Consider the following 21,177-nt stretch of genomic DNA (forward strand, 5'->3'; position numbering starts at 1 on the left):
GTAGTGGAGGATCGGCGATCAGGAGAACTGCATGGAGTTGCCACCCGTCGTCACAGCGGAGCAGTGGCAGCAGGCCCGGGATGCGCTGCTGGTCAAGGAGAAGGAGCTCACCCGAGCTCTGGACGCCCTGGCGGCGGAGCGTCGGCGGCTGCCGATGGTGCGCTTCGAGGCCGACTACGTGTTCGCCGGCCAGCAAAGGCGAGCCGGCCTGGCGGATCTCTTCGAAGGACGCCGACAGCTGATCGTCTACCAGATGATGGACCTCGGCCCGGACCGGTACTGCGATGGTTGTTCGAGCTTCGTCGACAACATCGGACACCTCGCCCACCTGAACGCTCGGGACACCACCTTCGCCGTCGTCTCGGACATGCCGGCGGAGCAGCTGTTCTCGTGGCGCCGCCGGATGGGGTGGACGATGCCGTTCTACTCCTCGCGCGGTACGACGTTCGCCGCCGACTGCGGGCTCGACGGCGGCTTCGGGCTCAGCGTGTTCCTGCGCGACGGGGAGCAGGTCTATCGCACCTACTTCACGCAAGCCCGCGGGGTGGACCGGCTCCGCGTCGACCACAACCTGCTCGACCTGACCCCCTACGGCCGGCAGGAGCAGTGGGAGGACTCTCCGCCGGGCTGGCCGCAGGACCCGACGATGAGCTGGATGCGCCACCACGACGAGTACGCCGACCAGCACTGACCCGGGCACCACCCGCAGCAGGCGGCGTACGCACCGCTGATCAGTCCCGGCGGCCCTTCAACCGGCGGCTGACCGCCCGCTCGGCCTCCCGGGTCGCCTCGCGCTCGGCGAGTGCGTGCCGCTTGTCCCAGGTTTTCTTGCCGCGCGCCAGGGCGATCTCGACCTTCGCCCGACCGTCCTTGAAGTAGAGCAGCACCGGGACGATCGTCAACCCGCTCTCGTTGACCTTGCGCTCGATCTTGTCGATCTGCGCCCGGTGCAGCAGCAGCTTCCGCTTGCGGCGGGAGCCGTCGTTGAACCAGCGGGCCTGGGAGTACTGCGGGATGTGCACGCCGTGCAGCCAGATCTCCCGCTCCTCGACAGTCGCGAAGCCGCCGACGAGGGACGCCCTCCCCGCACGGAGCGCCTTCACCTCCGCCCCCTGCAGCACCATCCCAGCCTCCCAGGACTCGCCCAGGTGGTAGTCGTGGGCAGCCTTGCGGTTGCGCGCGATGACGGGGTCGGCCTCGGGCTTCTTCACAGTCCGATTCTGCCCTGCCGGCCGGCGACGGCCGGCAGGCACTCGGCCGCCTCGCATCACCGTCGCAGGGCGGACGTCGCGGCTCGAGCCTGTTCGGCACTCATCGAAATGATGGCCGGCCGCCCACGCTCATGATGTCCTGCCGCTGTGCGCCCGAGTCGAGTCGCTTCCCCGCCGAGCTGCCAAGGAGAACGAGATGTCGATGGACGAACTGACCGACCTGCTCGAGGACCGCTTCGAGGAGCTGGAGCGGTACACCAATCGGTGCTGGCTCACGGTTGGCTGACGTGCCGGTCCGCGAGAACCGGGACAGCTCTCGCGACGGCAGTCCGGGCCAGGACGACCCCATCGCCCGTCTGGTGGACCATGCCCTGCGCGTGGTGCGGCCACGACTGCCGGATCGCCCGAGGCCGAGCTGACGATCCAGGTGAAGGAGTGCCTGCGCTTCCTCGTCATCGCGTCCGAGGCCGGGCAGAGGTTCTTCCCGCTCAGCAAGGCCGTCGACGAGGTCTGGCACGAGCTGATCACCGAGACCCGCGACTACCAGCAGCTGTGTGCCGAACTGCCGACCGGGCGGTTCCTCCACCATGCGGGGATCACGCTCTCGGAGTACGCCGTGGACCGAGCCCGTCACTGGGTCATCTGTACCTTCCTCCGCGAGGAACTCGGAATGACCCTGGCCGAGATCAACCAGCTCGGCCGAACGACGAAACCGTAGCTGAACCGGCGACCGGTGGCGGCGGCTGCCACGGTGACTACCCCGTGAGGCGATCCGCTTCGGCCAGCAGCAGATCGCCGAAGGGCTGAAAGCCAATACTGCAGGCGTAGACGCCGCTGAGGACGCGGTGGATGGTTCCCCAATCCCAGATGGCGGTGGCATCCACGCCCGTACGAGAAGCCAGCCGCTCGGTCCGCACCCGGAGGTCATCGCCGAGGCCGGGGTTGCAACGCACGATGGTGCCGAGATCGCACGCCGGTTCGGCCCGCAACCCGAGGGGATCGATGAGCTTGTAGCTGCCGTCACTCGCCTGCAGGGCGTTCAGCTCGTGGATGTCACCGTGGACCAGAACCGCGGTCCGATCGTCGTGGGCTAGGCGACGGCGCTTCAGGCAATCCAGCGCGTCCGCCACAGTGGCCGGCGAACACGGTCGCCCCGCCCGCTCCCACAGTGTTGGCAGCCGATCGGCGTACTGCTCAGCCAACGTCGCGCCGCTTGGAAGGTCGACGTCGGGACCGATCGGACGCCACAGGCGAACCGCCACGTCGCACAACAAGTCGTGGCGGCTTGCAGGGTCGGCCACGAGGTCCTGCATCGGAGCCCCAAGGCGCTCCAGCAGCAGGGCTTGCCGACTCAGGTCCTCGCCCAACAGCTCGGCGCATCCCCCTCCATTCGCCAGGCGCAACGCCATGGCCTCCGGTCCGACGTCCCGACCTGGCACCCCGATCTTGAGAACCGCCGGCGTACCGTCAACCAGCGTGACCTCGACAACCAGAGCGACGTGACCGCCCGCGAGACTGGGACCGATCGTCAGAGACCAGTCCTGAGCCAGCGAGTCGACCACGCCTGGTAGCTCGTCCAGCCAGGATTCGTTCCCGTCGGCTATGACCGTCCTGCGGACCTGGTCGGGAATAACGAGGTTCACACCGGGAGCCTAGAGCGAGGGAACACGTCGGTCGTGATCGGCACCCGCCAGGGCTTCGCTGACTTGGCCTTGCTTTCGATGTGCGTGTCATGGCGGCGTCGATTGTGATCTTGCCGCGGTCGAGGTCGACGCCGGATCATCGGAGGGCGCAGAGCTCGCCTCGCCCGGCAGCCGGTGACCATGACCACCCAGAGGAAGCGTGCCCCAAGCTGGTTCCGTCCACGCCTTGTTGAGGATGGCCGCCGCTTTCTCCTTGGATGGCGGGTCTGGGGTGGTTCTCCTGGGTGCGGGCGGCTGAACCAGTTCGGCGGGGTTTGTCGTGAGGTACTTCCAGCGCACGCCGCGGTCGCGCGCTTCCCGCTCGACGCCTTCTCCCTTTCGTACAAAGAGCCTCGCAGTACGCGCCGGTTGCCAGTCGGGGGATCGGTGCCGACGGAAACGACGGCGCGGAACTTCCCACAGAACTGCTCGATGTGACCCTGCGGCGCTTCCCCAAGGGGGCGGAGTCTGCAGCGGTTTGTCCACCAACTGTTCCACGGACCACGAACGCAGTATGCCCGAAGGGGCATACTGCCTGATCAGAGCTTGCGCGCCCGGCAGGATTCGAACCTGCGACCAACGGATTAGAAGTGCGTCGTTCATGGTCTCGGCAGTTGACTTCCGCCTGCAAGGGTTGCATTCCAACCTCGTTTGCACGCTTCCGACCAACACCAGTTGACCCTGTTTCGCACCACGGATAGCCCCACGCCTGAGGCTTACACTGGGTCGTATGGCGAAGCCCCGCACACCTGCCGAGAAGGCTGCACCAAAGCCGCGCTCCCGCGGCGAGGAGGAACTGCTGCCCTCAGGCTCCGTCCGAGTAAAGGTCTATGCGGGCCTCGATCAAGTCACCAAGACGCGGCTGTATCTCACCGAGACGGTCAAGCCGGGGCCTGACCAGAAGAAGCTCGTCAAGCAGGCCAAGACCAGGCTCCTCAACGAGATCGACGAACAGCGCAATCCGAAGACCCGGGCGACACTCGGCCAGCTGATCGAGCGTCATCTGGAGGTTGCCGACATCGCAGAGTCCACTCGACGCGACTACGAGTCGAAGTACCGCCTCCACATCGCGCCACACCTGGGTTCCCTCCCGCTGACCAAACTGGGGGACGCGGAGGCCCTCGACAGCTTGTACGCGACCATGCGCAGGTGCTCGAAGCACTGCACGAAGCGTCAGCGGCTGATCGATCACAGGACAGAGAAGGCCGGACATCTCTGCGACGAGCACCGCGACCAGCCCTGCAAGCCACCGAACCCCGACGGCTGCCGTTCCTGCCGTCGCGCGTGCAAGTCGCACGTGTGCGTACCTCTCGCAGACAACACCATCCGAACAATTCACTGGATCATCAGCGGCGCACTTGCCCGCGGTGTCAAGTGGAAGTGGATTTCAAGGAACCCTGCCGAGCAGGCAGACAAACCGTCGATGCCAACGCCGAATCCGAGGCCGCCGTCCGCTGCTGAAGCAGCACGACTCATCAACGCCGCGTACGCAATCAGTGTCGACTGGGGCGAGTTCATCTTTTCGAAAGCGACAACGGGCAACCGTCGGGGTGAACACTGCGCACTCCAATGGAAGCACTTGGAGGACCCCGAGGACACTGACGAGGCAGCCGTCATCGATGTGCACCAGGCGCTGGCCAAGGCGCCCGGCGGCGGCTGGGCGATCAAGGACACCAAGACACACCAACACCGCCGGACCGTCCTCGATCCCGAGACACGCCTCATGCTGCAAGAGCGCTACAGACGGAAGCAGGCCGAGGCCGCAGCACTCGGCGCCACCCTCCGCAGGACTGCGTACATCTTCTCGCCGGAACCCGACGGCGTGGCACCTCTTAAGCCCGACACCGCGACCCAGAAGTTCGCTCGGATGGCGTCGCGCCTTGGGATCGACGCCGAGCTCAAGAACTGGCGGGCTTACCACGCAACCGAGCTGATAACGGCCGGCGCCGATATCAACGTAGTCGCATCACGTCTCGGACACGGCGGAGGCGGCTCGACCACGCTGAAGTCTTACACCGCCTATCACGCTGAGCGATCCCAGCGCGCTGCGGGCGCCATGGTCGTGCGCATGCCGGCGCGGCCAGCGGTCCGTTCAGAACCCGAGAGTGATAAGTCAGCCAAGATACTGAGCCTTCCGCGTGCCGACGCCGAGGAACGGGAGCCATACCGTCAGATCGCGGACGATTTGAGAGGCGCCATCCTTTGCGGCTTCGTCGGGGCTGGCGCCCCGCTCCCGCCCATGAAGACGCTGGCGGAGCGATACGGAGTCGCGGTGAGCACGGCTCATCGTGCAGTCGCACTGTTGGTCGAGGCAGGCTTAGTCACAGCCTCACGAGGGGTACGCGCGACGGTCGTGGCGCAGCCCCGTGGCCGCTAGATGCCAGCGCCGACGCATGCGGGCGCCCAGTTTCCATACTACATCGAACTGCTAACTGTGTGCTTGGGAAGATACGCGAGGTAAGCGGGCCCCATAACGGGTTCTCCTAAGAAATACTTGCCGGATGTCTCAAAAGTAGAGCGGTCCGCAGCTCTTGGCCATCTCTGGTTGATTAGACGTATGACCGCGCTGACCGGATCATGGTTCTTCGTGTCGAGCAGTAGCGGGTACTGCTCGTCGCCACAATTAATCAATACCCGATGTGCGCCTTCGGCATCTGGCTGCAATTGCGTCCAACGCAGAATTTGACCGCACTTGTTGCCGACGTAATCCGGCAATGCGGAAGCTCCCGCGAAGTGCTGTTCAATCGTCGTGTCGGCACGCATAAATTCTTTTGGCCTATCCACAGCCTTGCTGTTGTAATCGACAATACTCAGCCTGTCGGCGGTGAAGGATGACGTCAAAAAGTCCCGCACCTGCGAGTCGCTGGCTGGGAAGGAGAATCCCATCACGGTTAAGCCGCTGCTGCGACCGATTGCTTTAGAAGCGTGGCTCCATTGCGCTCTCAGTGCGCGATTCTTGTAGAAGTCGTTTTTGGTCCCCGCGGGCGGAACAATCAAAGGTTGCAGGCCGGAGTTGATGAAACGGTAACCGGGCGAATGTCTCCAAGCATCGTCTTCCCAGCTGTCGTCGTAAGGTCGCCTCGTGGAGGTTTGCCAAGAGTTGAGCTCTTGACTCAACGTAATAGGATCGGTCGGTGGGGCTCCTAGACCGTTATAGAGCCAATTAACTGACCCATGCAGCTTGTATAGTGTGAGTAGATCTTTCGCTGGCCTCCCGGCACTGAAGGCTAGGGCCGTGCCTGGCGGGTGTCGCGAAGTGATGCTGATTCCGTAGAGATCGCCGAGCGTTGCGCATAGTCGAAGATGCCTGACAGCTCGCTCAATCAAGAGGTCGTAATTGAACGTGATGATCGGGCAGCGATAGTACGACCAGTGAAGTACGAGGCGCAGGAGCCACTCAGGCGGATCGAACTGTGTCGCCAATGTTTCGGCAGCTTCGATGCAATCGCGAACAGCTTCACTGGCTTCGATAAAGAGTGCTCGGTTGTGTAAGTTCTCGCTATCGGTCAGCCAGGGCTGATCCGTTGCCAGATGTGACATCCATCGTTCGACATCGCCCTGAAATCGCTGCAATGGGTCCGTTCGGCTCAGCCCAAGTCTATCGACGACTGCTTCTCCGAGCTCGATCATAGTGGGCATCTCATCATTGACTGCTCTTGAGAATCCGGCGCCGAGAAGGAATGCTTCACCAGGTTTCTCGAGTTCCGCTTCTTCCGAAGTCAAAATCGGTCGCCTCCCAAATCCTCAGCTGTTGCTCTCGTCGTAGTTTCGGTTCCCACACGAGAGGATCGAGTACTTCAGACGCGTTTCAGCGCGCAAGAAGTTGCGCCCGGTGCTGCCAGGCCGCTCGCAAACTAAAGGTGGTCTCTGGTGCTAGCCGTCCTGTGCCGTGGAGTTCGTCGATCACCTGCTCGGTGAACGGAACGTGCACCGTCGGAACAGCCGCGCCGATGCGCAGGACCGTTCCTTCCTCGTTGGCGTCGACCAGGCCAGCGAAGATGTCGTCGAACACCTCGGCCTCGATGACGGCTATGGTCTCGAGTCCCGCCCAGAGATCCAATGCGCCGAGCGCGAGGCCAGCGCAGTAGACGCGGAAGCGGCCATCGCTACGGGCCTGCTTAAGCGACGCGAAGGGCTCGGTGGAGTAGTCAGCGCCGTAGCCATCTCCTGCGTGTTCGGCGTTGCCGAGATATTCCTCGGAGTACTCGCGCATGATGTTGCGCCACAGGTCGAAGTCGTCGCCGCGCTGGCCGGCTCGGATGGTTGAGGGTTGGAACACGCCTGCTGGCATGACGCCGATGATGCCGCCGGAGGTGGCCACGTTCGCGGCGCTGCGGTTGTGGAGGATGACCGTGCCGCTGCCCGACTTGTCGAGGCGGATGGTGAGCGTGTTGATGGACAGGATCTGCGCTCGGCGTTGGAGGTCGAAGGGGTCTCCGACGGCCTTGCGGAGCTTGAGGCCGCGCCAGGTCGGGGGAGCGACCGATGTTCCGTTGACGACCAGGCCGGCCGCGGTCTCGTGCGCGATCGCCTCGCTGACGTCCATGGCGTCGAAGTACGTCATGTCGCCGAAGGACAGGCGCGCGCTACCACCGTCGAAGGTGGCGCTGGTCAGTCTCCACGAGGGCCGGTTCTCGAACAGCCGGGGACGGGCGACGTCGCGAACGGCGTGGCTATAACGCTCGTAGCGCGCGTTCGGCGACCGGAGAGGCCGGACCAGCTCCGTCTCCGGACCAGTGCCGTCGATCGGAGCCGGACCCGCCGTCTCGTCAATCTCGATCTTCACCTCGGCTAGGTCGATCAGCGGCCCGTCGACGATCCACGACGGATCAGCGAGCAGCCCGGTTGTTCCCACGCGCGCTGCTTCGGGGTACAGCTCTGCTGCAGCGTGCATGAGGGGAGTGTGAAAAGCGTTGATCTGCTTTCGCACCAGCAGCCACTCCTCCTTGCTGGCCACAACGTCCGGATCCTCGTCGGGTTCGCCATCGCTGAAGATGAGTACGTCGCCCGCCGGCCCGACCATCGGAGCTGAATGCCCGGTTGGCACCGATCGCTGACGGACAAGCCCGAGGTCGGCGACGGTGACTCCGAAGTGCTCGGCGAGCAACTGGCGGTAGAGCGGCGATGGGTAATTCGCCCCTCGCTCCCAGCGGCTGACATGGTTCCCCGTGACTGCGGTCGCACGCCCACGCTCGCCAGACAGCTGGTTCAAGGCTGCGGCTACGTCCTCCTGGCTCTCGCCCCGAGCATCTCGAAGGTTGTAAAGCGCCGTGTTGGGTCTGCTTGAACGCGATGCGGTCGCCATGGGGACATTCTGCCCGTTCCGGGCAGGCGTCACGCTGATGCCTAGTCGATGCCTAGTGAGTGCCGCGTCCGTGCTCTCGGATGAGGCGTGCAGCTTCAGTTGAATCGAGTTGTGCAGCGAAAAAGGCGAAGCAGAGTCGGGACGATCGAGACACGGTGGCCTGGGCGGGCTATCGGGAGTCGTTGTCCACGCCGACGCGACGCTCCAATTCAGCGACCCGATCGGCAAGCCGGGACATGTCGGCGCGCAGAGTGGCGAGGTCGTCCTCGGGAACAGCTGAGTCGTCCGCAACGAAGACGCCCCGGCCGCGGTGGGATCGGACGAGATGCTCGGCGCGGAGAGCGTCGACCGCTTTCTGCGCGGTCATCAGAGCGACGCCAAACTGCGTGGCCAGTTCGCGACCTGACGGAAGGCGTGTGCCGGGGGGCAGTTCGCCGGAACGAATGGCCTCCCGCAGTGAGTCGGCCACTTGCACGTACGAGGGCCGGGGGTCGTTGCTGCTCACGGTCATAACTGAACCGTAGTCGACCTAGGTCGCGAGTGGCCGAACCCTTGTAGTCTCAAGTGACCTAGGTTAACCTAGGTCAATCTAGTAAAGCCGAGTAAGGAGTCCTCAATGAACGACAGCTCTACCGATGCAGGCAGGCGTCCTTGGCTAACGGTCGAAGAGACCGCAAAGGAGCTTGGACTTTCAGCGATGACCGTCTATCGCGCGATCGCCGCTGGGGCCTTCCCGGCCGTTCGTGTGGGACGCCGCATCGTCGTGCCGGCTGGCGCGATCGATTCGCTGGCCAAGGCGGCAATCGAACGCGGTGCAGTGATTAGCACCGCTGATTGGCGAGAGGTGCTGATGACGGGATGACTCGGCAGCCTCCGCACGAGCAAGACCGGCCCCGTCAGGGCGCCAACCGATCCGGGGCCGGTTCTCCCATCACTCAGGTACGAGTTCGAGAGGTCTACAGCATGACTGATGAGGTTCAGGGCGGCATGGAGTGGGTGCCGCGGTTCGGGATGTTGGAGGTGCCGGCGGATCGTGCGGCGTTGATCCGTGGGTTGTTTGAGCTGGCCGCGTTCGTGGCGGATCACCCCGAGCTGCCGCTGCCGAAGGTGCAGGCGGACATCTGGCCGCGCGGCGAGGACTTCGTGGCCGAGGTTGACGAGGTCAACGACGTGGCGGCCGCACTGGGTGTGACGGCCGGGTTCGCTTGCGGCGGTGCGCACTACCGTGCGGTGCGTCGCTTCGGCGGGGTCGAGGTTCAGTCGGTGGCGATCACGCGGGAGTCGATGGAGACCCTCAGAGCGCACATGTCCTACCGCGACAACGTTCAGCCGGACGAGCCGATGCGTGCGGGTGGTGCTCGATGAGCGGCCGGGCGGGTCTTGATCTGGCGTGGCGGATGCACGATTCGGCCGCGGCGGCGATCGACAAGGCGGACACGAAGGCGGGTTTCGCGGCGACGGTGGAGACCGCGCTGGCGGCGGTCGTGTTGACGCTGGTGTCGCAGTCGGACGGTTCGCCGCTGGGTGTGCGCGTGTCGTTCGGGCTGTCGCTGGTGGCGTTGGCGGTGGCGCTGGGTTCCGCGCTGTTGGTGGTGGTGCCGCGGTTGCACCGTCCGGCTGATGCGCTGGTGCCGGGGGAGTTCTTGTACTTCGGCGCGGTCCGGGTCCGCTCGGTCGAGCAGCTGGTCGACAACCACCTCTCGTCGACGTACCTCGACAAGGTCGCTGACCCGCTGGTGGCGGTGGTGCACCAGGCCAAGCGGCTGGCTGACATCGCCTGGACGAAGCACCAGTGGCTGCGGGTGTCGTTCGTCGCGGTCGTTCTGGGTGCGGTGTTTGCGGTGGCCGGCGTGCTGGTCGGTGGTGCGTGATGACCGCGGACAAGAGGTTGAAGCGGGCCGCGCGCGAGTTCTCGGCTCACGCGGGGATCGCCTACGTGTCGGCACGGCGCCAGGTTTTGGAGCTGGCGACTCGCGAGGGCCTGCCGTACCACGTGGCGGCCGGGTTGCTGATCGAGGCAACCGACGCCCCGCCGGCGAGCGCCACGCGCAAGGCCGTCGATCACAGCGCGAACGACGCAGCGGCGCGTCGCGATGAAGGGGAGGTGCAGTGATGATGCGTCGGCCGAGTGCTCGTGACGGCGTGGTGATGCCGAGGTTCCTGGCCTTGTCGGTGCTGCTGGTGGTGGCGGGGGTCACGCTGGTGCAGTTGGCGCCGTCGGCTTCGGCGTCGCTGACGGCGCAGTTTCCTTCGCTGGTGGCCGGTGTGGTGAAGGCCGGGTGGTGGATGGCTGGTGCCGGCGGTGTGGGTGTCGCGACGGGGCTGTTGCTGTTTTGGCGGGTCGGTACCGGCTTGCTGCTGGCGGTGCCGTTGTGGCTGGTGCTGGCCGGCGTGGTGGCGTCGGCGACGCACGTGGCCGGTGGTGCGGGTGGCTGGCTGATCGCTGCGGGCGTGCTGGTGGCGGTGTCGCTGGCCTTGGTGGCGGTGAACCGCACGGTCGGTGCCGGTGTGGTGTTCGCGGCCTGGCTGCTGTACGCGGGGCTGCTGGCGCGGGTGCTGCCGGCCTCGGTCGGTGTGCGCGGCTACTGGTGGATGCTCGTCGCTGCCGGGGCCGTGGTGTTGGTGGCGACGGTGGCGCGGTTGGTGTTGTCGCGGTCGAGTTCGCGGGGTCTGCTGCGTCGCCTCGGGCGGGCCGGCCGCGAGACCGACGGTATGGCGTCGTCGGTGGATGTGTGGAAGGGCGCGTCGGCGCGGGTGCTGCGCCGCAAGGCCGTCCAGCTGCGCCCGCACCTGGCGGGTGTGTCGCGGTGGGCGCGACGCCGGGTCCGCCTCGACGAGCTGGGCGTGAAGATCGCCCGCGTCGGGCTGTTCTCGGTGTGGTCGTCGGCCGAGGACCACACGATCACGTTCGGCGGCCCGCGCAAGGGCAAAACGCAGCAGATCATGAAGTACGCCCGCAAGGCGCCGGGCGCGCTGATCACGACCTCGACGAAGCTGGACCTGCTGGAGCACACCTACCGGTGCCGCGCGGCGCATGGCCCGGTGTGGGTGTTCGACCCCTCAGGCGTGGTCCAGCCGGGATCCAAGCTCGCCGCGAAGCTGGCGGCCGACGATCGCGTCTCGTTCGTGCGGTTCAACCCGCTGACCGGGTGCGAGGTCGCGGCGACCGCCATGGACCGCGCGGCCGACCTGATCGACGGTATCGGCCGTGGCGGCGACAGTGCCGGCGAGCGGTGGGACGGGTTCGCCAAGCACGTCCTGAAGTCGTTGCTGCACGCCGCGGCGCTGGGCGGCTACTCGATGTTCGACGTGCAGCGCTGGGTCGCGAACCCGTCGGAGACGGCGATGAGCGAGGTGCTGTTCGAGCTCAGGCTGTCCGGCAAAGCCGCCGAGGGCATGGTGTCGGACGCCACCCAGTTCTTCAAGAACAACCCCGCTACGCAGTCCTCGATCACCACCGGGATCATGCCCGCGCTGTCGTGGCTGTCGGTGGAGTCGGCGGTCGAGGCGGCGGCGCCGGGCGGTCAGCAGTTCGACATCGAGCAGCTGCTGGCCACCGGCGGGTCGGTGTATCTGCTGGGCAAGGACGACAACAAGATCGCGCCGCTGGTCACGTCGCTGACGGCCGACCTGGCACGGCGCGCCGAGACGATCGCGGCCGGGCTGCCGGGGCAGCGCCTGGACCCGTTCTTGACGATGGTGCTGGATGAGGCCGCGCTGATCTGCCTGATTCCGCTGGACAAGTGGTCGGGTGACTTCGGGTCGCGCGGGATCTGTATGCACATCGCGGCACAGTCGCGCGCGCAGCTGCGCAAACGGTTCGGCGACGCCGCGACCGGTGCGTTGCTGACCAACACCGCGACCAAGGTCGTGTTCGGTGGTTCCGGCGACGACGACGACCTGAAGTACTGGTCGACGCTGGCCGGTGAGCGCGATGAGCCGGCCGTCACCCGTGACCGCTCGACCGGGTCGAAGCAAGAGTCGCTGCGTAGCAGGCCGGTGCTGACGCCGGGACAGGTCGGGGAGCTGCGTGCCCGCCAGATGCTGGTGATCAGCAACAACATGCCGCCGGTCGTGGTGAAGACCCGCATGTACTACCAGACCTGGGACGTGCGCGCCGAACGTTACGCCGATCGGGTCGCAGCCGTGCAGGCCTGGTTCGTGAACCAGTCCGCGGTGAAGGCGGTGACCGCCGCGACCGACCGTGCGGAGGACAGGGCCGGGCAGTGGCTGCTGGACCGGTGCTCGTGGATGCTCGTCCCGCTCGTCGGGGATGCGCAGGTCGCGGCCGGTGGGCTGCGTGACCGCGCCACTGCTGTTGTGGCGTGGCTGGAAGCGGCCGACCCGGTACGGGAGCTGATCGCGCGCAGGCGACTCACCACCGCCACCCGCACCGCTCGCGCTGCCCTGGCCGCACGCGACACCGACCGCGCACAGCAGCGCGAGCTCGTGGCTCGCGACGACCGCGCGACCGGAGGACAGTCATGAGGCGACCGACCTGGTTGCGTCGGCCAACGCGAGCGCGAGGCCACGCGCTGATCTGCGACGCCTGTCGTGTCCGCGACAACACGATCCACGTGCAGCGGGGGCAGCTGGTCGCGCTGCGACGGCAGGTCGCCGACCTGCAGACTGCGGCTCACGAGGTCGCCGCAGCGCTGGGCCGGCGGACCGGCCGGATCGTGACGATCTGCGGGTCGACCCGGTTCCGCGACGCCATGGCCTCGGTGAACCGGCAACTGACGCTGGCCGGGTACATCGTGCTCGCGCCTGGTGTCTTCGTCCATGACGGCGACCAGGTCAGCGACGACGCCAAGGCACGGCTCGACCGGCTGCACCTGGCCAAGATCGACCTCGCCGACTGTGTCTATGTCGTCAACCCGGGCGGTTACGTCGGCGATTCGACCCGGCGCGAGATCGAGTACGCCGCCAGCACCGGCAAGACCGTGTGGTTCCTCACCGAGGCCCGGTCATGACCGGCCGCGAGGTGGAGTGGGTGCGGTTGTGGGACGGGCGCCGCTGGCCCGGCCGGGTCCGTGACGGCCTGCCGGAGTTCAAGTTCGGCCAGGCCCCGTCCGGGCTGTCGACCCGCCGCCAGCTGCGCGAGCGTGGCCTGTGCCGCGGTGGTCAGGAGCCGTTCGCGCGGCTGACGTGGAAGCGGGATCGCCGGTTCGCGTGGCTCTACGTGGACGACAAAGCCAAGACCAAGCGAACCGCGACCGACAAGCAGCTGGGGGCGGTGCAGAAGGCGCTGGCGGCGCGGAAGGTGTGCGCCGAGTGCGGTCCGGTCGAGCACTTCGTGCGGACCACCGACCGGCTGTGCGGCGACTGCCACGCGGCCGGTGTCACGCCGACCGAGGGCGGCACCGACGCCTGGCGCACTTTGCATGGCTGGCAAGCCGCTGACACCGACGACGACGCCGAGGACGTGGAGGAATCGGCGGAGCAGCGGGAAGCGACCGCGGCGGTGGAGCGTGCCGCCGCAACGGTCGCGACCGTTGTCGCCGACAACCAGCACGCCGACCGCGACGGAGAGCAGGCGGTGGACGAGCAGTACGCCGCCTGGCGACGCGACGACCAGGTCGCCGACGCCGCGGCCGACACCGAGACCGGCCAGGAGTGGGCCGGACTGGACCAGGGAGCGGCATGACCACCCCGATCGGATCGCAGACCGGGTCGCCCGGCGATGAGCTGCGCGCCTACCAGGCGGTGATCGAGCTTGGCCGGCGCGGGATCACCGCGGACCTGGCCTACGACGAGAACGGCCGCGTGACGGGCCGGGTCGCGCTGGACCCCCAGGCGGTCCTCGACCTGACCGGCGCCGAAGACGACGAGGAGAACCAGGGATGAAGCACGACGACCTGACCGAGCCCGGCGAGGTTGCGCTGGCGGCGGTGTCGGCGCTGTCGCGCGAGTTCGAGGCCATGCGCCGCGACCACGCGGCGATGAAGAAGGGCCTGAGGAACACTGCCAGCGCGACGCAGGTGACCCAGCTCGCCCAGGCCGTGACCGATCTGGGTGAGGCGATGCGCAAGGCCCCGGCGGCAGGGAAGAAGGACGAGGCCGAGCCGGTGCCGTCGTGGCTGAACCTGCCGCTGGACGACCCCGAGCCCGCGCAGCAGCTGCTCGGGGACCTGATCGCCTGGATGCGCGACATCTACCTGCGCTACGGCGACGCGCGCAAGTCGCTGCCGGCGTGCTGGATGTGGCACGGCGAGATCGTGGAGGAACTGGTCTGGCTCATGTTCGCCTGGACCGCCGCCTACCAGGGTCCACAGGCCCAGGTCCGGCTGGCCGGGGACTGGCACGACCGGCAGCGGCCCGGCGTCACGAAACGGATCGAGACCTACGCCGACGGCTGCGACCTGCTCGCCCACCGCGACCAGACCCCCGGCAGCACCACCGTCTCGGTGCCGCTGGTCGAGGCCGCCGACGACATCGTCGCCTGGTGGACCGAGCGACGCAACGAGCCCGGCCCGGTCCCGACCCGTGAGCAGATCACCACGACCCGCCCCGGCGGCTTGTCCGTCGTCCCCACCACCGAAGGAGGCAGGCGATGACCGCCGCCACCGTCGCACAGGCCAGTGCTGTACCGGGCTGGGTGCCGGCCGGCGACGACCTGACCGGGCCGATGATCGCGGCCGGGTTGACCGCGCTGGTCGTGGCCGCGGCGATGGCCGTCGCGATCGGCTGGCTGATCCGCCGTGCGGCTCGCTCGGTAGCTCAGGCTGGGCAGCGCGGCGCGTTCACCGGCCGTCGGGTCCTGATCACGGTCGCGATCGTCGCCGCATCCGGTGTGGCGGTCATCGGCGGTGTGCGCTCGTTCGGTGCCGTGTCGGTCAGGTTCAACAGCCCGTTGGTGCCGTTGGTCGCCGACGGCATGATCGTCGCCTGCACGGCGCTGAGGCTCGCGGCACTGACCCGGGGCTGGCGGATCCCGGGCGCGTTGGTGACGACGTACGTGTTCATCGGCGGCACGGTGTGGCTGAACGTCGACACCGCCGCCGGGATCGCCGATGCGGTCGCGCACGCGCTCGCGCCGCTGGCCTACGCGGTGCTGGTCGAGATGCTCGCGCATCTGCTGCGCCTGCACATGAAGCTGGCCCAGCCGGCCAGGCCGCGGCTGTCGGCGCTGACCTGGTTCACCTCGCCGGTGATCACCACCCGCGTGTGGCTGCACCTGTCCAGGACCGGCACCGACGATCCGGTCGCGGCGCGGGCGCTGGTCCAGCAAGTCGTGCGCATGGCGTCTCGGCTGGCGACACTGTGCCCGAGCCGCAAGCTGTGGCCGTTCGACGCCGCCCGCGCGGCCCGGAGCGCGTGCCTGCAGACGATCCGCGACGGTCTGCTGTCGGCCAGCGAACTCGCCGCCCTGCTGCCCGCTGGCGGACGGCTTACGCCTGGCGAACTGCTCGCCCTGGTCGATTCCGCCGCGCTCGGTTTGACGACCAACCCCGAGCCGGACAAGACAACCGGCGCCGACACGCCCCGGGCCGAGGCCGAGCCCGCCGGTGCACCGCTGTGGCTGGTCGCCTACCTGCTCGGTGCGCTCCGCTCCGACACACCCAGTGCACCGGTGCACCACGCCACCCGCACCGCACCAGCCGTACCGGTGCACGGCGACACCGCCTCCGGTGCGCCCGCACCGCGCCGGGCCGATGAGACGCCCGATGCTGCACCGCGCAAGACCGCGGGGCCGTCGGATGCCGAACTGCTCGATGCGGTGGTGCGGCACGCCGCCGAGCACGGCGGTGCGCCGCTGGGGCAGCGCGAGATTCGCCGCGTTACCGAGGAAGCCTTCGGCCGCCCGGTCGGTTTCCCCCGGGCCAAGCGCCTGCAGGAGATGGCCGGGTGGGCCGAGCCCACCGAAGGAGGCGGGGCCGCCGCCGCGTCCGGCGCGCCGCAGATCGCCGGACAACTCCAGCTCGTCACCGAGGCCGGGAAGCCCACCCCAGCAACCAGCACCGACGACGACGAGAACGGCAGCGACGAGACCACCACCGATCGCGAACTCGAAACGAGCACCCGATGAACACCCCCAGCAAGACCCGATCAGCGACCAGCAGCCAAGTCAGCCAGACATCCGCAGCAGCCAGGTCCGAAAACCCGATCGACCACCCCTCAGCAGAGACATGCAGGATGAAGAACCTCGATACACACCATGGCATCACGATCAGATGGAGCCCCGACTCCGTTTGTCGTCGGTGGGCTGGCCGCGCTCCGGCGCCGTCGCGAGCGGGGTTTGCGGGCGGGCCGCTGGCCGGGGGTGCGGCATGGTGATGAGCGTCGTCAGTGGGCACTCCGCCGACTATCTGACCGGCGCGGTCGCGACCGGGCGGGAGAACTACTACACCGGCGCGACGGCGGCCGGGGAGCCGCCGGGGCGCTGGTACGGGCGGGGCGCGGAGGCGCTGGGCCTGGCCGGCGAGGTCGACACCCAGGACATGACCGCGCTGTATGAGCGTTTCATCGATCCGCGCGACGAGCACTTCCGCGACCCGGCGAAGTGGGACGAGGCGCAGACGCTGGGACATACCGGGCGGGCGTACAAGACCCAGCAGCAGCTGTACCAGGCCGCACTGGCTCGTGAGCCCGGTGCGGACGCGGAGCGGCGCACCGAGTTGATGGTGCAGGCGGGCCAGAAGGCGCAGCAGAACGTGACGTTTCACGATGCGACGTTCTCGGTGCAGAAGTCGGTGACGGTCCTGCACACCGCCTTCGAGGCCCAGGAGGTGCAGGCGCGTGGTGCGGTGCAGGCGGCGCGCGGTGCACTGGCCGAGGCGCACCGCACCGGCGACGTGGCCGCGGTGCACCGGTTCGAGCAAGCGGTGCACCGGGCCGAGACCGAGGCCGCGACCTGGACGGAGCACCGCGAAGCGGTCGAGGAAGCGATCTGGGCAGGGAACCGGGCCGCGCTGGACTACCTGGCCGACAAGGCCGGGTATGTGCGGGTCGGGCACCACGGCGGCGCCAGTGGCCGGTGGGCCGACGCCCACGAGTGGACAGTCGCGTCGTTCTTCCAGCACGACAGCCGCGAGCACGACCCGCAGCTGCACGTCCACAACGCGATCCTGAACCGGGTCCAGGGCGCGGACGGCAAGTGGCGCACTCTCGACTCCAAGGCGATGTACAAGTACCAGTCCGCGGCCGGGTCGGTGGGGGAGCGGGTGCTGGAACAGCACCTGACCCGGACGCTCGGGGTGCAGTTCAAGCTCCGCGACGATGGCGAGGCCCGCGAGATTGTCGGGATCGACCAGGACGTGATGGACCTGTTCTCGACGCGGCGCCGCGCGATCACGAAGAAGACCGCCGCGCTGGTGGATGAGTTTCGTGAGCGGTTCGAGCGGGCGCCGAACGGCCTGGAGTTGGACCGGCTCCAGCAGCAGGCCACCTTGGCTACCCGCAAGGCGAAGTCGCCTACCGGCGAAACTGTCGCGGAACGCCTGGAGCGGTGGGACGCGGAGCTGCGCGCCGAGGTGTCCGGCGGACTGCGGCGGGTCGCCGATCAGGTGCTCGCGACCCGTCAGGCTCAGCCGGCGGTGCAGGACTTCGACGCCGACGCGGTTCTCGAGCAGGCGCTGGCCAGGGTGCAGGAGACCCAGGCCGAGTGGCGCGCCGGTGACTTGACCCGCGCGATCAGTCTGGCTCTGCCGGATGAGCTCGGCGCGATGGAACCGGGCGAGCTGATCGAGCTGCTGGACGGGCTGACCGCGAAGGGCCTGGAGCGGGCGGTGGCGCTGGACGCGGAGCGGCCGGGGACCAGCCAGCTGCCCGAGCAGCTGCGCCTGGCCAACGGCGAATCGTCGTACCGGGCACCTGGCCGGGCGACGTTCGCGACACCGGGCCACCTGAACGCCGAGCGGGCGCTGGCGCGCGCCGGCTACGCCCACGGCGCGCCGGTGATGACCGCCCAGCACGCCAAGCACTTCGTGCGCCAGCTCGCCGACCGCGGCCTGGAACTCGGCGGCGACCAGGCCGCCGCGGTGCAGAACATCTTGTGCTCCGGCGCAAAGGTCGAGGCGCTGATCGGCCCAGCCGGCACCGGCAAATCCCGCGTCGTCGGCGCCTTGGCCAAGGCATGGGAAGACCCCGCGCTGTGGCACGGCCAGCAGCGCCGCGTCGTCGGCCTGGCCGCGTCGCAGGTCGCGACCGAGGTACTGGCCGCCGACGGCGTCACGGCCCGCAACATCACCCGCTGGCTGCAAACCCAGGCCTCCATCGCCGCCGGCACCGCCAGCGGCGAGTACAAGGCGTGGGCGCTGAGCGCGGGTGATCTGGTCGTGGTCGACGAGTCCGGCATGGCCAACACCAAAGACCTCGCCTCGATCCAGCGCCTGTGCGACCAGGCCGAGGCGAAACTGCTGCTGGTCGGCGACCAGCGCCAGCTCGCCGCGGTCGGCGCCGGCGGCGGCATGGGCCTGGTCACCGGCCAGGCACTGACCCACGAACTCACCCAGACCCACCGCTTCGCCGCCGACTGGGAAGGCCCAGCGTCGCTGCGGCTGCGTACCGGTGACCAGACCGTGCTGGGCGAGTACCACCGGCACGGCCGGATCATCGACGGCGGCCACGTCGAACGCGCCGAGACACTCGCCGGGGACGCCTGGCTGGCCGACCGCCTCAACGGCCAGCACTCGCTGCTCATCGTCGACACCAACGAGCAAGCCGCCCGCGTCGCGGCCCAGCTGCGCAACCGGCTGGTCAACCTCGGCCTCGTCGACGACAAGCACCGGGTCCAGCTCGGGCTGCAAGGAACCTACGCCGGCCGCGGCGACCTGATCCAGGCCCGCAAGAACGACTGGAGCGTCGCGCGGCTGTCTGGCAACCGCCGCGCCGCGATCAACCGCGGCGAGTACGAAGTCTTGCAAGTACTGCCCGACGGCTCCTTGCGGGTCGCGCCGTTACAGCACGGCACCCGCGACCGGGTGCCCGACGAGACGATGACCCTGCCCGCCCGGTACGTCGCCGAGCACGTCGCGCTCGGCTACGCCGCCACCGTCAACTCCGCCCAAGGGCTCAGCGTCGACACAGCCCACGCGGTGGCCAGTTCGGCGACGTCGCTGAACGCGCTGTACGTCGAGGCCAGCCGCGGGCGCCACGCCAACACCATCTACGTCGTCACCCGCTCGGCCGCGGCCGACGCCGAAACCGGCGAGACGGCCGCCTCGCTGCACCGAACACCGGTCGCGGTGCTGGCCTCGATCATGGACAGCGACGACGAACGCCGCCAGCGCTCGGCCACCGAGGCCCGCGAAGAGTCCGCCACCGAAGCCGCGCGCCACCGCACGCCGGCCGAGCTGCTGGCCGACGGCATCACCTTGGCCACCGCCAGCCGCGCCGCCGACTGGCTCGACGAGGCCACCGCAGCCGGTCTGCTCACCGACGCCCAGCGCACCGCACTGGCCAGCGAGGCCGGCGCGGCGACCCTGACCAGTCTGCTGCGCCGCGTCGAACTGGCCGGACAGGACCCGCGACCGGTCCTGATCGACGCGATCGAGCGCCGCGGCCTGGACGACGCCAAGCAACTGTCGAACGTGATCCACGCCCGGATCACCAAAAACGTGCCGCTGGACCCGAACGGCACCACCTACTCCGAGCGGCTCCCGCACACCGGCGACCCGCAATGGGACACCTACCTGCGCGAGCTGGCAACCCAGGCCGACGCCACCGCTCGCGATCTCGCGTTCGACTTGGCCGAGCAGTCGCCGGCCTGGCTGACCGACTGGATCGGGAACTGCCCCGACCACAGCGACCCCGACCAGCGCGAAGCCTGGATCGCGCGCGCCGCCGCGGTCGCCGGCTACCGCGACCTGGCCGGGTACGACACCGACACCGACGCGATCGGCCCCGCGCCGGCCGCCGGACAGACCGAGACCTACGCGGCCTGGCGCGCCGCGTGGGACGCACTCGGCCGGCCCGCCGACCAGCGCGCCGAAGCCGAGATGACCACCGGGCAGCTCCGTGTCCGGGTCGCGGCATACCAGCGTGAGCAGACCTGGGCACCGCCCTACGTCCGCGAAGAGCTGTCGGGAACGGCCCAGGCCGCCGAACGGGCACGAACCGAGGCGACCCTGCGAGACGCCGAAGCCGCTGCCAGCAGCGACCCGCAGCTACGCGACAAGCTCGCCGCCGAAGCCGCCGAGGCCCGCGCACTGGCCCAGGCCCACGACGCCCGCGCCGCCGAACTGCAAGCGATCGAGGCCGCGCGCGGTGAATGGCTCGCACACACCGCAGCCACCAGGGCCGCGGCCGGCCGCGCCGCGCGCGAACTCGACGCCCGAGACGTCACCGCAGCCGACGAGCGCACCACCGCCGCGGAATGGCTCGCCGCCGAACGCGACGCCCGCCGCGCCGAGGACCCGCACCGCGCGATCACCGACGAACAGGACTTCACCGACATCGCAGCCGAGCGCGAGCACGACCTGCGCACCGCCCGGGCCAGCGACGAGCTCGCGGAAGCCGAACCGGTCCACGACCAGCTCACCGCCCCAGGCGAAGGCGCCGAGTACATCGACGTAGCCGACGTTCCCGACGCCGACCTCGTCGACCAGCATGACCCGGTCGACGACACCGTCTCGCAGGACGACACCGACCACCAGACGAGCGACGAGCAGACCGCCGACGAGGCAGCGGTCGACCGCGACGACACATCAACCATGCACAACGAGCTGGCGCCCGCCGACGTGCGGGTCATCGCCAGCGACGAGGACCGCGTCCTCGAATCCGCGACCGCGCGCGTGCCCAGCGCCGACGAAATCGCCGAAGGGATCCGCCGCGCCCAGCGCGCCCTCATCGAGCTGCGCCAGCGCGAACAAGCCGACAGTGCGGTCGAGGCAGCCGAGGACGCCGCCCGCGAGGAAGAACTCGCCCGCTGGCACGCCGACGACACCCACCACAGCGACAGCCGCACAACGACCACCAGTCGCGACGAGCACAACTCGCTCAGCCTCGACGACTGACCCGACCCCGAAAGGACAACACC

19 protein-coding genes are annotated in these 21,177 nt (G+C 68.4%); 14 read left to right on the forward strand and 5 right to left on the reverse strand.

All coding sequences use genetic code 11. The features are described from left to right. Positions 1–31: 31 nt before the first annotated feature. Complete coding sequence (locus tag KFLA_RS10715; RefSeq protein WP_012919808.1) at positions 32–691, forward strand: DUF899 domain-containing protein; 660 nt, start codon at positions 32–34, stop codon at positions 689–691. A gap of 40 nt (positions 692–731) precedes the next feature. On the opposite strand, the gene smpB is transcribed toward KFLA_RS10715, so the two are convergent. Further along, positions 732–1,211 carry an SsrA-binding protein SmpB gene (smpB, locus tag KFLA_RS10720; RefSeq protein WP_041289259.1) on the reverse strand — a complete coding sequence of 160 codons (480 nt, stop codon included), beginning with the start codon at positions 1,209–1,211 and terminating at the stop codon, positions 732–734. A 427-nt stretch (positions 1,212–1,638) separates the two neighbouring features. Here smpB and KFLA_RS35475 point away from each other — a divergent pair, with 427 nt between their 5' ends. Beyond that, positions 1,639–1,929, forward strand: a complete 291-nt coding sequence (locus KFLA_RS35475; protein ID WP_049797306.1) for a glycine-rich domain-containing protein — start codon at positions 1,639–1,641, stop codon at positions 1,927–1,929. 37 nt (positions 1,930–1,966) lie between these two features. Here the strand turns inward: KFLA_RS35475 and KFLA_RS10730 are convergent, their stop codons facing one another. Next, on the reverse strand, positions 1,967–2,854 hold the full coding sequence (locus KFLA_RS10730; protein ID WP_012919810.1) for an aminoglycoside phosphotransferase family protein: 888 nt from the start codon (positions 2,852–2,854) through the stop codon (positions 1,967–1,969). Between the two features lie 769 nt (positions 2,855–3,623). Between KFLA_RS10730 and KFLA_RS10735 the strand changes: the two genes are divergently transcribed. Further along, positions 3,624–5,270, forward strand: coding sequence for a GntR family transcriptional regulator (locus tag KFLA_RS10735; protein ID WP_012919811.1), 1,647 nt, complete (start codon positions 3,624–3,626; stop codon positions 5,268–5,270). Between the two features lie 38 nt (positions 5,271–5,308). Here KFLA_RS10735 and KFLA_RS37380 read toward each other — a convergent pair whose 3' ends face one another. The 3 genes from KFLA_RS37380 to KFLA_RS10745 form a co-directional block, all read right to left on the reverse strand. Continuing rightward, positions 5,309–6,523: an SIR2 family protein gene (locus KFLA_RS37380; RefSeq protein WP_012919812.1), complete on the reverse strand. Its 1,215-nt coding sequence runs from the start codon at positions 6,521–6,523 to the stop codon at positions 5,309–5,311. Positions 6,524–6,701: 178 nt separating this feature from the next. Continuing rightward, positions 6,702–8,198 (reverse strand): helix-turn-helix domain-containing protein, encoded by a 1,497-nt coding sequence (locus tag KFLA_RS10740; RefSeq protein WP_063822773.1) that lies wholly within the window; start codon positions 8,196–8,198, stop codon positions 6,702–6,704. Positions 8,199–8,367: 169 nt separating this feature from the next. Then, positions 8,368–8,709, reverse strand: a complete 342-nt coding sequence (locus KFLA_RS10745) for a GntR family transcriptional regulator (RefSeq protein WP_012919814.1) — start codon at positions 8,707–8,709, stop codon at positions 8,368–8,370. 105 nt (positions 8,710–8,814) lie between these two features. Between KFLA_RS10745 and KFLA_RS36580 the strand changes: the two genes are divergently transcribed. The 11 genes from KFLA_RS36580 to mobF all read left to right on the forward strand — a co-directional run bounded on the left by KFLA_RS36580 (position 8,815) and on the right by mobF (position 21,154). Continuing rightward, positions 8,815–9,060, forward strand: coding sequence for a helix-turn-helix domain-containing protein (locus KFLA_RS36580; RefSeq protein WP_012919815.1), 246 nt, complete (start codon positions 8,815–8,817; stop codon positions 9,058–9,060). A gap of 125 nt (positions 9,061–9,185) precedes the next feature. Beyond that, positions 9,186–9,563, forward strand: a complete 378-nt coding sequence (locus tag KFLA_RS10750; protein WP_041289260.1) for a hypothetical protein — start codon at positions 9,186–9,188, stop codon at positions 9,561–9,563. Then, positions 9,560–10,069 carry a Pycsar system effector family protein gene (locus KFLA_RS39295; protein ID WP_012919817.1) on the forward strand — a complete coding sequence of 170 codons (510 nt, stop codon included), beginning with the start codon at positions 9,560–9,562 and terminating at the stop codon, positions 10,067–10,069. The genes KFLA_RS10750 and KFLA_RS39295 overlap by 4 nt, the downstream gene beginning before the upstream one ends. After that, positions 10,069–10,311, forward strand: coding sequence for a hypothetical protein (locus KFLA_RS10760; protein WP_012919818.1), 243 nt, complete (start codon positions 10,069–10,071; stop codon positions 10,309–10,311). Before KFLA_RS39295 ends, KFLA_RS10760 begins: the two co-directional genes overlap by 1 nt. Next, positions 10,311–12,686, forward strand: a complete 2,376-nt coding sequence (locus KFLA_RS10765; protein WP_012919819.1) for a TraM recognition domain-containing protein — start codon at positions 10,311–10,313, stop codon at positions 12,684–12,686. The genes KFLA_RS10760 and KFLA_RS10765 overlap by 1 nt, the downstream gene beginning before the upstream one ends. Next, positions 12,683–13,171 (forward strand): hypothetical protein, encoded by a 489-nt coding sequence (locus tag KFLA_RS38780; protein WP_012919820.1) that lies wholly within the window; start codon positions 12,683–12,685, stop codon positions 13,169–13,171. The genes KFLA_RS10765 and KFLA_RS38780 overlap by 4 nt, the downstream gene beginning before the upstream one ends. Then, the gene (locus tag KFLA_RS38275; RefSeq protein WP_012919821.1) at positions 13,168–13,845 is read left to right on the forward strand and encodes an RRQRL motif-containing zinc-binding protein; all 678 of its coding nucleotides are present in this window, start codon (positions 13,168–13,170) and stop codon (positions 13,843–13,845) included. Before KFLA_RS38780 ends, KFLA_RS38275 begins: the two co-directional genes overlap by 4 nt. Beyond that, positions 13,842–14,045 (forward strand): hypothetical protein, encoded by a 204-nt coding sequence (locus KFLA_RS10780; protein WP_012919822.1) that lies wholly within the window; start codon positions 13,842–13,844, stop codon positions 14,043–14,045. The genes KFLA_RS38275 and KFLA_RS10780 overlap by 4 nt, the downstream gene beginning before the upstream one ends. Further along, on the forward strand, positions 14,042–14,755 hold the full coding sequence (locus KFLA_RS10785) for a hypothetical protein (protein WP_012919823.1): 714 nt from the start codon (positions 14,042–14,044) through the stop codon (positions 14,753–14,755). Before KFLA_RS10780 ends, KFLA_RS10785 begins: the two co-directional genes overlap by 4 nt. Further along, complete coding sequence (locus KFLA_RS10790) at positions 14,752–16,227, forward strand: DUF2637 domain-containing protein (RefSeq protein WP_012919824.1); 1,476 nt, start codon at positions 14,752–14,754, stop codon at positions 16,225–16,227. Before KFLA_RS10785 ends, KFLA_RS10790 begins: the two co-directional genes overlap by 4 nt. Positions 16,228–16,474: 247 nt before the next feature. Beyond that, positions 16,475–21,154 (forward strand): MobF family relaxase, encoded by a 4,680-nt coding sequence (gene mobF, locus KFLA_RS10795; RefSeq protein WP_158307271.1) that lies wholly within the window; start codon positions 16,475–16,477, stop codon positions 21,152–21,154. Positions 21,155–21,177: the final 23 nt, after the last annotated feature.

Origin of the sequence: Kribbella flavida DSM 17836, from assembly GCF_000024345.1 — a bacterium.
GTDB classification, from domain to species: Bacteria; Actinomycetota; Actinomycetes; order Propionibacteriales; family Kribbellaceae; genus Kribbella; species Kribbella flavida.